We start from the raw sequence: 14,089 nt of genomic DNA, 5'->3' as shown, positions 1-14,089 counted from the left end.
AGCGTTTCCGTCATTGCGAGGGAGCGAAGCGACGGAAGCAATCTATGTCCCGCAATGACCCTTCGCTCAATTCGTCACCGCGAGCCCAAAGGGCGCGGCGGTCTTTGCCGGAAAAAGATCCTTCGCTTCGCTCAGGATGTAATTCGGGCTTCGAGTTACGTCACTTCGTTCCGTAACTCGGCCCTCATTACACCTGCCGTGCGATGATGGCTGCTGCATGAACCTCTTGAGCCACGCTCTCCATAGAAATTTCAAAGTCAATCTGCGGTATTGCCAAGTAGAGGATCACCTGAGCAAGCGGTGTAGAAGCATCCGGGAACTGGTTCACATCCACTCCCCATTGTTCCAACAGAGATCGGGCGGCATCATTTCCTAGCAGATCTCCGACTGTCTGAGCTCCAGTCCCAGCCAAGTTACGTGCCAGCTCAATAGCCTCACCCAAACCAAAGGCATATGCAGTTTGGGCATTCATACCCTCTGAGCTTACATCCGGAATACCCAACACCAGACCCTCGTTCCCCTGCAGTTGCTCAGCCAGCCAGAAGTTATCATTAAGTGCCTCATTTCCATAGAAATGGATGTGGCTGTAACCCTGCAAATCTATAGGAACTTGAGTATCCACTCCCACTGCAGCTGCAAGCTCTTTCAAAAAGTCCAACGCATCCTGCTGCACACTGTCATGGGCCACCAAATCTAACACAAAGGTCCTGTTCGCATTCAGAGGACTCTGTGCGCTAAAGGTAGCTAGGTCTTCCACCATACGAGCTAAGGGTCCCAAGTCCTGTTCAAGAAGCGCTGCCACAGCCTGCTCTGCAGTTTTACCTTCCAGAGCATCGCGCACCGAGCTCATAACCTGAGCTCTGGTAAGCTGATTCTCTTCAGCTATCTGCTCCAACACCGGCCCAATATGGTCCACTCCAAAGTGAACGATGGAACGTGTGGCTCCATCTGCGGGAATCCCAATGGCGAGATCCATATTCGCCATGCTGCGCTGAGTCAAAGCGAGGCCAATTTCTTGTTGGCTTCCAAGAGACGGTCGAGGCTGCCCCAACCCAACAAGCTGATACACCCCACCCCCCTGGCCATCCCGTTCCTGCTGTTTTTGCCTCGATTGCTCTTCAATAGCAACTTCAGTCAGAACAGCCTGCTGAGCAACTTCCCGTATCTCTGCACGCGCAAGACTGAGTTCGGCAGCTAGGTAGCTCCTAGCTGCCGCTGCTCGGTTTCCAGGTGTTTCCATTTCACCGATACGCTGCAACATAGCACAATAGTTCACGACGGGATTGTTTTCATAAACCTCCGCCGCACTATCCTCCGTCGGGATTCCGTGCCAGGTGTAGAGTTGTTCCCTGAACAGTGTCGCATCCAACACCCCTGTGCTCAGAGCATTCACCAACCACAGGATCTCTCTCACCTTGCAAGCCAGCGCCTCTGCCAATTCAAGATCAACGTTTGGTATCGCATAGGAAACCGTTATGGCAGCGCTATCCATTGCTTGGAATTCTGTTCCTCCAAATGACTGGAAATTAGGATCAACAGGCGTGTTCAACGACACAGCACTAGCCACGGCTGCTGCGAGCAGCTCTCCGTATTCCGCCTCCACAGCCTTAGAAGAAAGCGTCAAGGTCCCCTGATTCAAAGTGGCTATGGATCCCCAACCTTCACCCATTTTGACATCTAGCTCGGCACCAGGCTCATCTTGTACGTTAACATTATAAGCATAGAGATTCCCACCCCACAGACCAAAACCGACATTCTGTAGCTTACTGAGGACCCTTTCCGTATCTCTTGCAACCTTTACGTCAGCTCTCCTTGCTGTCGTGCTGGCCGCAGGTTGCAGGTTCGCCAGACCTGTAACGTAGGCCAAATTGAATGCCAGACTGCGATAAGTCAGCATGGGGTCTATTTGTTCTTGCCTTAAAGCCCCGGTCCGCAAACTCTCGAGGTACCCTTCTATCTGTTTTTGTTGAAGCTGAGCAGCAGGTACAGACACCCAAGGAAAAGCTTTCAAATTGTTGACAATCCAGTCGAGCACCACCTCAGCTCGCTGTGATATCTCAGAAACACTATCAAGTCCCCTTTGCAGTCTCTCAACTGCCTTTGCATCCACTTTATCCGGCTGCTGCGCGAAATCCATTGCATCTTGCTGCTGCTGTATGAAATCGACTAAATCGGAGGTGTTAGAACGCGAGAGGATTTCCCAAATGAGATCACCCAAGCGCTGTTGATTTTCACCCACCATTGTGTCTACAACCTGCTTCTGAGCCAGGCGGGTTTGGGCGGCGTCCGCCCTTACCGGACCTGTGACAAGTCCCCAAAGCCAATTAGCCACTTGGTTTGCGTCCGGCATGGATACATTGTCACTACCTGCCTGCCGGGCGGTGTGTACCATAGAGGCCAGTATAAGCGGTTCTTGTAATGCGGGAAATCCTTGGCCGCTTTGATGATCCTGCAAAAATCGAGAGGCGATAAGCCCGGCAACTTGCCGGCGCTTCTGATCAATAGTTCCAGTAATTCCTTCCGCGACGGCAACAGCCTCCACATAATCGTTGGAGCTGACCCCTACCTGCGTTATGGAAATATTGGAAGCAAGCACGTTGGTGTAAGTTGCGAGGGCCTGGGAAGGATTATTCAAAGGCCGACCCAAAATGGCATCAACGACATCAACAGGAATCTCTTGCCTGTTCCAAGCAATGCGGAAGTTATTGATTACCCCGTCCACAGCAGTGCGGGCAAGGGCTTGGGCGGCGTCCGCACCGCCAAGCTCAGCAAGCATTGTCGCGGCACGATCCCTAAGATTTGGATACGGGGAGTTCTCGTTTGCCATGAAGGTTAAGATATATGGGTAAGCCTCTTCGAAGTTACGCGCATTGACCATCTCGTCCGAAACCAGAAACTCTTCCAATACGGCCGGAGCTTGCAAATTCCGATCCAGCACAGCATTTACTTCCAATGCTTCGGATAAGGTCCAATTCCCAGGATTAAGAAACGGTGTGACCCCATCGACAACCAGCGGATTCTGCAGATCTGTAATCCGGGCCAGCTGAGTAGTTTCACCTTCTGCCAAGGCATTTGATTGCAGCCAGATAGCCTTAGCTTCAGAGTAAACATCTCTGTCAGTTGCATTGACATTCTCCGCATCTCTCTCCACCGCGCGAGAAACAACATCCAGTCCATGCATCAATTCATCCACGGCTGCCACCAATGCCCGAGGCTGCATCTGGGTAAATTCTTGCCAATTCATTACTCGAGGCCCATCAGGAGAAGTCACCAAAACTGCCTGGGCATTAAATTGAATAACGGTCCCGCTGGGAGTGCTAACGGTTTTTGCCACGCGCTGGATGTTCTGATTGCCGTCGTAGGGGATGGAATTCACCAGCTCCACTGTAATGCCCTCGAGATTCAAGGAGTTAAGTTCGGAGAATAATCTAACAAGGCCCTCGGCCAAGCCCGCATCCCAAATATCGGTTTTGAACTGCTGTGTAAATTCCGCTAAACGATCTGTTGGATAGCCAGTCCAAAGCCGGGGGTCATTACGGAATACATATCCCGCTGTGTCGATGTCGTCGTCTGAGGTGCCAAGCGTCCTCGCGAAATTTAGTATCTCTTGCTGCTCATCTGGATTTTGGAGAAATTGCACGACTTGATCAGCGACCGTGCCACTGAGATTTTGCTGTGTGAGAAGATTCAGGATGTACCCAGGGGCCTGAACTGTTTGACCGTCTATGGTCACCTCCGTCGCATCCAAAAGCGCAGGAAGAAGCGTGTCTTCCAGTTCTGCGACTGAGCCGCCCTGTTCGTCAATATAGAATTGAATGGCTGTGCCAATAATATTACGAGGATCATTCAAGTTTGCTGTCCGTAAGGCCTGTCCAAAAGCCAACCCCAGCCGCATGCCCTCATCCCGGCCGGCTTCGATCTGCGCGGCGATCTGCTCCAGCGGCACGCGCTCCCCTTTAATCATGGCCTGATACCGCTCATGATCGTGGGGCTTGGTGATATTCGGGGCAATCACGGCCACGTTGATTCCCTGGGCTTTGAGATCCTCGACCATGCCCTGCGTGTGAAAACCGCCGGTCACCAGGATGGCGGTCTTCTTCTGCGTGCGGTCCATGATGTCCAGAGCGTTGCGCAAAAAGGCATCGTCGCGGTCGTGCGCGGTCTGGTAAAACTTCTCGAGATCCATCATGTGCTTGTCCCAGGCAAGAAGCTCGTCCACGCCCACAACCTGTCCGTGGTTTACCAGAAAACTGCGGAAGGCGCTGCTGCGGTATGCCGCGCGGTCTGCGTTGTAAGCCTCCAGGTCGCGGTTATTGGTGCGCACGTTGAAGAAGTTTTGGATGGTGGCGGCGTTCTGAATCAGTTTATGGAGCCCGGCCTCTTCGGAGGTGGCCAGGTTGGAAACCAGTTTGTCGCGCAGGCTGCGCAGCTCCGGAAAGAGCTGGGCCGGATCAATGCGCGAAGACAGATCCAGATACGCAATGAGCTGGGAAAGGGGCTCGGTGGCCGGGGCTTCTTCTGTGGCGTAGCCGGCGGCTTCGTCTACCAAATAGCTGTAATAATCATAGGCCTGGAGCGTGCCTTCGCGAAGGGCCGCGCCCTTGGCCAGGAGTCCGGCTGCGGCCTCGTTGTCGCCCGCCGCGCTGTACTGCCCGGAAAGATAAGCGACCCACTCGCGCACATTGGCCTCGGCCGCGCCGAAATCGAGTTCAGCCTCCATGTCATTGGCCTTGACCAGGGCTTCCAGATTGCGCTCGCCCAGAGTAAGGACACTGTTGGAGCCAGCCACATCCAGCATATGCCGCGCAAAATCCACCATGCTGAGCCGGCCGGCCTGGAACTGCGCGGCGCGGGAGTCGAGCTCGCTCATCATGCTGCCGTAGATCCCAGGCTTGAGGTCGGAAAGCGCGGAGATCAACTTGGCAATGCTGCCTTTGGCTTGCTCGTACTCGGGGCCCAGCATCTCACGGTAGGTATTGAACTGCTGCGAGTAGAGCTGGGCGTCTTCCACACCCCAAATGAGGACTTCCGGATGAGAGGTCATTGAGAGGTATTCTTCGCCGGTGAGTTCGCCGCTGTCCACAAAAGCGCGCGCAATGCGCTCGCGGTCCGCCTGCTCCGGGGGAAATGCCGCCAGGATTCCCGGGTGAACAAAGCCGTCCGCGCCTTCCGAGCACACCAGATCCACACCGTACTCTTCCACTAAATACTTAATGATGGCCGACTCGTTGAGCTGGGCCTCGGCGTGCGTGTGCAAATCTTGTACATGAATAATGGTCTTGTCCCCTGTGCCCTCAATGAGCTGGGTGATCCGGCCGACCGTGGACGGAATGACCAGGTCGTTTATGGATTTCAGGCTCTGGGATTTGGGTTGGTAGGGGACGGATTCCGGGGCCGGCGTTGTCGGGGCTGCCATGCCAAGGCCCATATTGGAAAGCAGGAACACTTGCGCTACAAAAAGCGCTGTTAGGCGGCGTAACTGACTCATGTTTTGACCTCTCTGGTAGAGTGCTTCGGTGTGGAAAACTCTGCTGTCACATAATCTAGCATATCTTTGGAGGAATTGACGCCTCTCCGTGGGCTAGACAACCCTTATTAATATGATGTATAAAGTATATCCTTGACCTGTGTCCAAGTCAAGGGCAGTTTGGCGGAAATTGCGAATATATTACTATCGGCATACAATTCTGCAATTTATTTTATTTCAGCTAGTTGCGTCCCTTCGACAGGCTCGCCCCCCCTCGCCGTACTCCCGGTGCCAGGCACTGGTGCCAGGCACCGGTGCCTGACACCAAATCCAAACGATGGCTGGCATAACACTCCCAGAGATGGTACGTTAGCTCTATGATTCGACGAATCATTTCCAAGCTCGTACTTAACGACAAAAGCTCCTTAAAAAGGGACCGGGAGTACTGGCTCAGCCGCAGCGTCAGCGAACGGCTGCAGGCCGTTGAAACCTTCCGCTCACAGCACCATGGAACTTCATCCAGACTTCAAAGAGTTGCTCGAGTTATTAAACGTTCATAATGTATCCTATTTGGTTTGCGGTGGATACGCGCTGGCACACCATGGCTATCCACGATTTACAGGGGATTTGGACCTTCTTGTGGAGTCCAGCTCCGAAAATGCGCACAGACTGATGACTGCGCTCGAGGCGTTTGGATTCGGCTCATTGGGACTCTCTGCAGATGATTTCAGTAAGCCTGACACCGTGGTGCAACTCGGCGTTCCTCCTGTCCGTGTTGACCTCATTACCTCAATCACCGGAGTTTCCTGGGAAGAAGCGTGGAATAGCAAAACCCAAGCTGAGTGTGGGGGCCTGAAGCTCTTCATTCTCGGGAGAGATCAGTTCATCGCCAACAAGCGCGCCCTTGGCCGGAAGAAGGACCTGGCTGACTTGGAAGCTCTCGGCGAGGATTAGGATTTCTCCCGGTGCCTGACACCAAATCAATCGCGGCGGAGAAGGTAAACGGCGCTGCCGATGATGAGGAGCGACCCCAAGGCGGACCACAGGTCCGGAATTTCTCGCCAAACCCCCGCGCCGATCAGAAACGCAGTCAACGGTGTGATATAAGACCAGGTGCTCACCCGCCCGGCATCGGCATAGGCATAGGCCGTGGTCATGCCCATCTGCCCCACCGTGCCCACAACTCCAATGCCCAGCAAGAGCAAGCACTGCCCTGTATCTGGCAGAACAAAACCGGCCACCAGCATCATCGGCAGACTCGCCAGAGTGGCAAAGAGGCAGAAGTAAAAAATAATGGTGCCCGGGCTTTCAAATCGTCCTAAATAGCGGATCGTCACATAGGCCACGGCTGCAAGCAAACCGCTGGCCACAGCCACCCACGGCAGCCAGCCCGCCCAATCCCCGCCGGGTTTGAGCAATAGCCCGATCCCCGCAAAAGCCGCCAGCACGGCCGCTCCCACCGGAAGAGTCAGCCGCTCTTTCAGAAAAATAGCTGCGAGGATCACCGTAAAGATGGGCGAGGTGTAATTGAGCATCACGGCCAAGCCCAGCGGCAGGCCGGAAAGCGCCAGGAAGTACAGGCAGAGAGCGGCGAAGCCCGCAAAGGAACGCAGCGTGAGAAACACCGGATGCCGACCGCGAAACGACTGGCCTTTGTAGTGAATGACCGGCACAATCATCAGCAGGCCGATCAGGCTGCGAAAGAACACAACCTCCAAAAACGGAAGGCGCTGTGTGGCTACGCGCGCCAAGGCTCCCATAAGCGCAAAGCTCAGGGAACCGGCGAACATATAGGCGAAGGCTTTCTTACGCGCGGGCAAGGACATAGTTCCTTACGAATAGATTCCTCCGCCACAAGTTATGGCGGGGACAATAACGCCACCCATTCAGGATGACAGCTTAGCTTCCTGAATCACTTCGCAATTCTGGGAAATAATCTTTTGGAAGGCTTCTGAGGTGTCATGCCAATCGAGCACATCCACTCGCATAGGCAGGTCTGAGGCGGCAAAGCTGTCTTTCAGCTTCTCCAGGACGCCCGCATTCAATGGGCCGTCGCCCTTCACGGCCAAATCCACATCCGAATAGGACCGTGCGCTCCCGTTCACCCTGGAACCATAAATACGAACTTCATATTCGGGCACAAGAGAGGTCAGTATCCGTTTGATCTCCGCGAGATGCCCGTCCTCCAGCTTAGCCATTGTTTTGCTCGAGTTTTTCCAGCAAGTACCGGGCATCAGGCAAGAATCGAAGAGAAGCCTCATATACCCGTTCTGCTTTCACTTCATCATAGGTGTGTGAAGTAAGATTCCGCGCCTCTGCGTAATCAAACCAAGGAACTGGGTCTTCAATCAATCCGTACTCGGCAGCCAATCGAAACAACTCCTTTCGAGCGCGCGGCTCGGCATCTTCCGGCGTGCGGTTTAAACGAATCCAACGCTGGATAAATTTCCAACAGAGCTCATAAGTAAATTCAAAATGCTGGATCACCCCGGCCCTGACGGCATTTTGAGTGACTTTGTCCAACCCCCCCATTAAGGAGCTGTCAGTGGCTCTTTGAATGGTCTCGTCCAAAGTCGCCAACGCTTTCTGCAGACTACTCAGATCCAGCATGAATGCCTCCCCTATCTCGGCCGCAGCATTTTGGAGGGATCGAGGATGCGGTCGATCTCCTTGTCCGGCAAAACTTTCTTTTCTTTGGCGATTTCGCGGATGGTCTTGCCCGTGGCCAAGGCCTCTTTGGAAAGCGCGGCCGCCGTATCATAGCCCACTGCGGGCGCCAGCGCCGTGCATGAAGAAAGATTCTTCTCCAAGGTGCCGCGGCAAGTCTCCTCATTCGCCACGAGCCCTTGCACGCAGCGCTTGTCCAAAAGCGCCACGGAATTCGCCAAACACTCAATGGATTGCAGCATGTTGTAAGCCATGACCGGCATCATCACATTGAGCTCGAAATTCCCGGACGCCGCTCCCAGGCTGATCGTCAGATCATTGCCGATCACCTGCGCCGCCACCATTAACACGGCCTCGGGCATGACCGGATTGATCTTGCCCGGCATAATGGAAGACCCCGGCTGCGTGGCAGGGATAGAAGTCTCGCCGAAGGCGGTGCGCGGCCCGGAGCTGAGCCAGCGGATATCATTACAGATTTTGGTAAGCGACACGGCCAAAGTCTTGAGCGCCCCGCTCGCCTCCACATAGGCATCCTTGGCAGCCTGGGCCTCAAAGTGATCCTTGGCTTCCACAAACTTTTCGTTGTAGCGTTTGGAGAGCTCCCCGCAAACCCCTTTGGCAAAATCCGGATGCGTGTTGAGGCCCGTGCCCACCGCGGTTCCGCCGATAGCCAGCTCGCGCAAGTGCGGCAACACCGCCTTGACGCGCGCAATGCCCAGCTCGATCTGCCGCGCGTGGCCGCCGAATTCCTGGCCCAGAGTTACTGGCGTCGCATCCTGTAAGTGAGTGCGCCCGCTCTTGAGGATCTTCGCGAAATCCTTGGATTTAGCCTTGAGACTCTTGTGCAAGCCTTCCAAGGCCGGCAACAACATCCTGTTGATTTCCGCCACGGCGGCCACATGCATGGCCGTGGGAATCACGTCATTGGAAGACTGCCCCATGTTCACGTGGTCATTCGGATGCACTTTGGAAGCGGCCGGCAAAGCTTTGCTTGCCAAGGTGGCAATCACCTCATTGGCATTCATATTGGTGGAAGTCCCGGAACCGGTCTGGAACACATCCACCACAAAGTGTTCGTCGTACTCGCCCTTGGACACCGCGCGGCAGGCTTTCACAATGGCGGCGCTGCGCTTGGCATCCAGCTTGCCCAGACCGCGATTCACCACGGCTGAGGCTTCCTTAACGGCGCCCAAGGCTTCCAAGAAACCGCGCTGCAACCGCAGTCCGCTCACAGGAAAGTTCAACACCGCCCGCTGGGTCGAGGCGCCGTAAAGCATGTGGGCCGGGATCTGCATCTCGCCCATAGAGTCCTTGGCTATTCTGAATTCAGTTTTCATCGGGTCTCCTATTGTGTCCCCAGATAGACTATTCAATTTTGTAGACTTCGAAAACAAACAAATCGACTTGGCCGCGCTTCCACGCATCCGGAGGCAGTCCCGCCTTTTGCGAACAGAGCTCCGACATAAATTCCTCCATGTCCCACCCGGTCTCTTCCCACACCTGGGGCAGGAACACGCCCGAGCGCCGGCCATCCTTGGATTGCACACGCACGCCGTGCACGCCCGGCTCGATTTCATCTGCGCTTTCAACCGGTACGCTGCCGGAAAGAATGGAGAGTTCCACATCCAGCTGCGAAAGCTCGGAGGCCTCCACGGGCCTGAAGCGGGAATCCCTGCAGGATGACAGCACAGCATAGTGCGACACCCCGTCCAAAAGGGACATGTGGCCTTCCCTGGTGCCGATACACCCGCGCAAGCGGCCTTGCTTTCGGAGCGTCACAAACACCGGCACCAAGGTTTGTGCCAACGGGCCTAACTCCTGAGCCAGCTCCGGATCCGGAGGCGGAGTCCTGGCGCCTTTGGCCTGGGAGGCCACCGCGGCCCGCGCCAAGTTCAAGAGCTTCCGCTCTGTCTCCGGATGGGATTTGAGGAAATCGATCAAGGCGGAAAGCGCAGGCTCCCCTGCCTGCTCCGTACCCCCTGCTTCCTGAAATACAATGGACGCATATCCCACGACCCGGTCCGCTTCGCCATGAGGCGAATCCGCAGAGGTCGCGTATTTGAGCACTTGGATATCCGTGGCCCCCAATTCCTTTGCCGCAGTCATGCCCACCAAAAGCGCATCGTCCCCGCACATCACACAAGCAAGATTCTTGGTCCCGGTGGACATCCACTGATCAATGCAGCGCCGGACCTCGGCCGGATCGCCGGTCTCAATGGCTTTAAGCGCCGCGCCGTCCACCTCATGCGCATCCGCCTCCGAGGGATAGTGCGTCAGGTCGGTCGAGATCACAAGCAAGGTCTTTTGGCCCGCTTCCGTATATTCGGAAATAGCCCGCGCCAGGGCCCGCCCCACATCCTGCGTGCCTTGGGGCGGAAGCGAGTTGCTGACCACAGCCACGATTTTAAAATCGCCCTTGAGCGCCCGCTGCAAAAAAGGAAGCTGGACTTCCAGACTGTGCTCGGGCCCGTGAGGGATTTTGTCCGCCCGTATCCAACCGGAAAGTTCGGTCAGCCGCGCGGAAAAGGCCGCGTCAACCGGCACATCGCCTAAAGGCGTCCGGAAAGCGCCGGAAGGATACACCGCTGCCCCGTTCACAGGAATCCGGTGCGAGGGTCCTATCAATACAACGGTGTCAATGGATTGGCCACGAAACGGCGTAAAGCTGTGCGCCGCCACTGCGCCCGAATAGACGTAGCCCGCGTGAGGAACCACCACCGCGCGGATCGCTTCTGAGGGTGTGAGCGGCGGGCTCACATCCTCCAGGAGGCCCTCAATCATTTGTGTCAGTTCCTTGGGATCGGCCGGGTAGAATTGCCCGGCCACAGCAGGAGTGCGCGTCTCAGCCATGGCAGCGGAGCTCCAGAATAGTGTGCCGATTAGAATTGCAAGAATCGATTGTCGCAACAGCTCTAGATGCGCGTAGTGTCATCCTGAGCAAAACGAAGGATCTGTGTCCCGGACAAAGATTGCTTCGCTTCGCTCGCAATGACGAGGTCTACAGCTCGCAATGACGGACTCTGGTGCTCGCCACCCTTCGGACGCGGGGCCGGGCACGCTCTAAACCCTTAGAACAAATACCCGATCGACGCGTCGACCCGCGTTTCAATATTCTCGGCCGTAACTGCGGGCTCGTTATCGTAGTCCACAACCAAGCGAAGTTCTGTGGATACACGCTCGGTGATCTTTGTGGTTAAGGTCGTCTCAGAACGCCCCCGAGTCTCATTCAAATCGCTCAAGCCGGGAAAGATCTCCAAGGTCTCCGAAAAATCAGCGCTGTCCGAAAGCTTGAGATGATAGATACCGGCGATTCTGGCAAAGAGGTCTGTGGTGTCTTTCTCGTCCTTGATCTGGTCCCTTGAACCCTCGAGACCGTATTCCACGTCCAGAGTCTGCTTGGGTTCAGCGATCAGATGATGCCCCGCACCGATGCCCACCGTGGTTCTCAAGTCGATATTATTGATCCGGTCATTCATTAACCCTACATTGGTAAATAGATACGAGATTCTTGAAATCTCCCAATCATAGCGCGCCGAGGCCTTCTTGTAATCCGTGTTCGTTTCCCCTTTGGACTTGCCGTAACGCACTTCCCCCTCAAGGGTCAGCTTGGTCTTGTCCCAACTGTAAGCACCCTTGGCGTGCAGCATGGCATCGGTTGCGGTCGCCGTGCCATCGGTATAGTTGACACCGGCCTTGATCTTGCCCTTCCATCCGCCGTCGTCAAAGTCTTCGGCATGGGCTGCGCGCGCAGAGAGTCCAAAAGTACTAACCACAACCACGGCAATCCCGACAAGAACACGTGCCAGGCACTGGTGCCAGGCACCGGTGCCTGGCACCGGCATGCTACCTTTCTTCATTTTTCTACTCCACGGTTACGCTCTTGGCCAGGTTGCGCGGCCGGTCCACATCGCATCCGCGCAATACAGCTGCATGATAGGCCAAAAGCTGTAAGGGTATCACGTTCACTATGGGGCTCAGAGACGCGTATGTCTCCGGCACATAGCAGACTTCCTCTGCCAGAGCCTCAAGGTTCTTGTCCTCCCGGCTGGCAATAGCGCACACCCGCCCCTTGCGGCTGCGAATTTCCTCTATATTGGAAAGCATCTTCTGATAGAGCACGTCTTCGGGCTGGGTCCCGATCACAATGCTCGGCATCTTCGAATAAATCAGGGCAATGGGCCCGTGCTTCATCTCAGCTGCCGGATAGCCTTCCGCGTGCACATACGCAATCTCTTTGAGCTTGAGCGCCCCTTCCAGCGCCACCGGGAAATTATATCCGCGGCCCAGGAAAATAACGTTGGTGTATTCCTGGTTCTCGTGCACAATGCGCTTCATCAAGTCATTGGATTCGAGCGCCTTTTCCACTTGCCCGGGCAAATGCTTCAAGGCCTGCACAAAACGCTGCCCGTGCTCCTCGTTCATCTCCCCTTTGCGCCGGGCCAGAAGCAAGCTCAGTAGACTAAAGGTGATCACCTGGGATGTAAAGGTTTTTGTGGAAGCCACGCCGATCTCGCGGCCTGCGCGCAAGTGAATCCCGGCATCGGTTTCGCGGCTGACCGAGCTGCCCGGGGTGTTGCACATACCCAAGGTGAGCATCCCGTGCTGCTTGGCCATGCGCATAACCTCCAAGGTGTCGGCGGTCTCCCCGGACTGGCTCACAATCATCATGGCCGTGATGTTGGGATCCACAGTGAACCGCCGGTAGCGCAGCTCCGAAGCATAATCCACTTCCACCTCGATGCCCGCGATATTCTCGAGCATGTACTCGCCGATCAGCGCCGCATGCCAGGAGCTCCCGCATCCGACTAAAACAAATTTCTTAATCCGGTCCAGATTCTCAATCACCGGATCCAAACCGCCCAGACGCGCTGTGCCCGCATCCTCCAGGATGCGCCCGCGCAAGGCGTTGCGCAAGGTATCCGGCTGCTCGTATATCTCTTTCAACATGAAATGCGGATAGCCACCCTTGTCAATCTCATGAAGCCGGACACTGATCTCCCGGACCTCGGCCTGCACCGCCTGATTGGCCAAAGAAACGGTCTTGTATTCCGTAGGCGTCAGCAACACAATGCTGTTTTCCGGAAGATGGACCACTTTCGAAGCCAAGTGCTGCAGAGCCCCCTCATCCGAAGCCAGGCTGAAGCCCCCGTTGTCCCCGATGCCTACCACCAAAGGGCTCCCGCTGCGCGCACCCACCAATTGCCAGGGGTGATCCGAGCAAAGCACGGCAATGGCATAAGCGCCTTCCACCAGGTTGAGAGACTCCTGCACGGCATGAACCAAATCACCGCGATAATGTTGTTGGATCAGGTGGGCGATAACCTCGGTGTCGGTCTGGGAAATGAACTGATGGCCGCAGCCCTCGAGCCACTCGCGCAGGGTTGCGTAGTTTTCGATGATGCCGTTGTGCACCACGGCAATACGCCCGTCCCCGCTGAGATGGGGGTGTGCATTGAGCTCCGAAGGCTCCCCGTGCGTGGCCCAACGCGTATGGCCCAACGCCAAAGGGCCTGCGAGCGGGGACTCCTCCAACCGCTTCCTGAGAAAATCCGTCTTCCCCACCTGCTTAATGCAGGAGATCTTCCCCTCAGTGTCGACAACCGCCAATCCGGCAGAGTCATAACCCCGGTACTCCAGAAAATTCAGTCCCTGCATTACTGCAGGGACCGAATCTTCTCTAGCTTGAATGAGTCCTATAATTCCGCACATGATTTCTTGCCTATCGAATATCGATCACCGCGACCGGCGGGGCGTTGACCATCACCTTGACATTGGCTTCGCTGATAGAGCCATGGGTCCCCCGGCCGTCATCCAGCAGCAGACGCACCATGTACTCACCCGGCCCCTTGTAAGTGTGCTTGGCCACCGGCCCAGATGCCGATTGCCCGTCCCCAAAGTCCCAGTGATACTTGAGCACATCCCCGTCCGCATCGCGCGAAGCACTGGCGTTAAATT

10 protein-coding genes are annotated in these 14,089 nt (G+C 55.7%); 1 reads left to right on the top strand and 9 read right to left on the bottom strand.

Annotated elements, in window-relative coordinates:
* Positions 1-187: 187 nt before the first annotated feature.
* On the bottom strand, positions 188-5,488 hold the full coding sequence (locus JW937_08180) for a hypothetical protein (protein MBN1587384.1): 5,301 nt from the start codon (positions 5,486-5,488) through the stop codon (positions 188-190).
* A gap of 486 nt (positions 5,489-5,974) precedes the next feature.
* On the opposite strand from JW937_08180, the gene JW937_08175 reads away from it, so the two are divergent.
* Entirely contained in the window at positions 5,975-6,421 is a 447-nt protein-coding gene (locus JW937_08175; protein ID MBN1587383.1) for a hypothetical protein, read from the top strand.
* Between the two features lie 26 nt (positions 6,422-6,447).
* Here the strand turns inward: JW937_08175 and JW937_08170 are convergent, their stop codons facing one another.
* The 8 genes from JW937_08170 to JW937_08135 form a co-directional block, all read right to left on the bottom strand.
* The gene (locus JW937_08170) at positions 6,448-7,293 is read right to left on the bottom strand and encodes a DMT family transporter (protein ID MBN1587382.1); all 846 of its coding nucleotides are present in this window, start codon (positions 7,291-7,293) and stop codon (positions 6,448-6,450) included.
* Between the two features lie 60 nt (positions 7,294-7,353).
* Entirely contained in the window at positions 7,354-7,665 is a 312-nt protein-coding gene (locus tag JW937_08165) for a nucleotidyltransferase domain-containing protein (GenBank protein ID MBN1587381.1), read from the bottom strand.
* Positions 7,658-8,077: a nucleotidyltransferase substrate binding protein gene (locus tag JW937_08160; protein ID MBN1587380.1), complete on the bottom strand. Its 420-nt coding sequence runs from the start codon at positions 8,075-8,077 to the stop codon at positions 7,658-7,660. The genes JW937_08165 and JW937_08160 overlap by 8 nt, the downstream gene beginning before the upstream one ends.
* Before the next feature lie 11 nt (positions 8,078-8,088).
* Entirely contained in the window at positions 8,089-9,471 is a 1,383-nt protein-coding gene (locus JW937_08155; GenBank protein ID MBN1587379.1) for a class II fumarate hydratase, read from the bottom strand.
* A gap of 28 nt (positions 9,472-9,499) precedes the next feature.
* Complete coding sequence (gene amrB / locus JW937_08150) at positions 9,500-10,984, bottom strand: AmmeMemoRadiSam system protein B (protein MBN1587378.1); 1,485 nt, start codon at positions 10,982-10,984, stop codon at positions 9,500-9,502.
* 218 nt (positions 10,985-11,202) lie between these two features.
* Positions 11,203-11,991, bottom strand: a complete 789-nt coding sequence (locus tag JW937_08145; GenBank protein MBN1587377.1) for a DUF481 domain-containing protein — start codon at positions 11,989-11,991, stop codon at positions 11,203-11,205.
* Positions 11,992-11,995: 4 nt separating this feature from the next.
* Positions 11,996-13,843, bottom strand: coding sequence for a glutamine--fructose-6-phosphate transaminase (isomerizing) (glmS, locus tag JW937_08140; GenBank protein ID MBN1587376.1), 1,848 nt, complete (start codon positions 13,841-13,843; stop codon positions 11,996-11,998).
* Positions 13,844-13,853: 10 nt separating this feature from the next.
* Positions 13,854-14,089, bottom strand: a 236-nt coding sequence (locus tag JW937_08135; protein MBN1587375.1) for a PKD domain-containing protein, incomplete at its 5' end; no start/stop codon positions are given.

It is taken from the genome of Candidatus Omnitrophota bacterium, from assembly GCA_016929445.1.
Classification (GTDB): domain Bacteria; phylum Omnitrophota; class Gorgyraeia; order JAFGIU01; family JAFGIU01; genus JAFGIU01.
Note: the sequence above shows the minus strand (reverse complement) of the source record. Positions and strands in the feature narration are given on the sequence as shown.

Bases quoted from the DNA above. Each gene is read 5' to 3' on its own strand.
- amrB (MBN1587378.1), bottom strand. From the start codon at position 10,984: ATGGCTGAGACGCGCACTCCTGCTGTGGCCGGGCAATTCTACCCGGCC.
- JW937_08165 (MBN1587381.1), bottom strand. From the start codon at position 7,665: ATGGCTAAGCTGGAGGACGGGCATCTCGCGGAGATCAAACGGATACTG.
- glmS (MBN1587376.1), bottom strand. From the start codon at position 13,843: ATGTGCGGAATTATAGGACTCATTCAAGCTAGAGAAGATTCGGTCCCT.
- JW937_08180 (MBN1587384.1), bottom strand. From the start codon at position 5,488: ATGAGTCAGTTACGCCGCCTAACAGCGCTTTTTGTAGCGCAAGTGTTC.
- JW937_08160 (MBN1587380.1), bottom strand. From the start codon at position 8,077: ATGCTGGATCTGAGTAGTCTGCAGAAAGCGTTGGCGACTTTGGACGAG.
- JW937_08145 (MBN1587377.1), bottom strand. From the start codon at position 11,991: ATGAAGAAAGGTAGCATGCCGGTGCCAGGCACCGGTGCCTGGCACCAG.
- JW937_08175 (MBN1587383.1), top strand. From the start codon at position 5,975: ATGGAACTTCATCCAGACTTCAAAGAGTTGCTCGAGTTATTAAACGTT.
- JW937_08170 (MBN1587382.1), bottom strand. From the start codon at position 7,293: ATGTCCTTGCCCGCGCGTAAGAAAGCCTTCGCCTATATGTTCGCCGGT.
- JW937_08155 (MBN1587379.1), bottom strand. From the start codon at position 9,471: ATGAAAACTGAATTCAGAATAGCCAAGGACTCTATGGGCGAGATGCAG.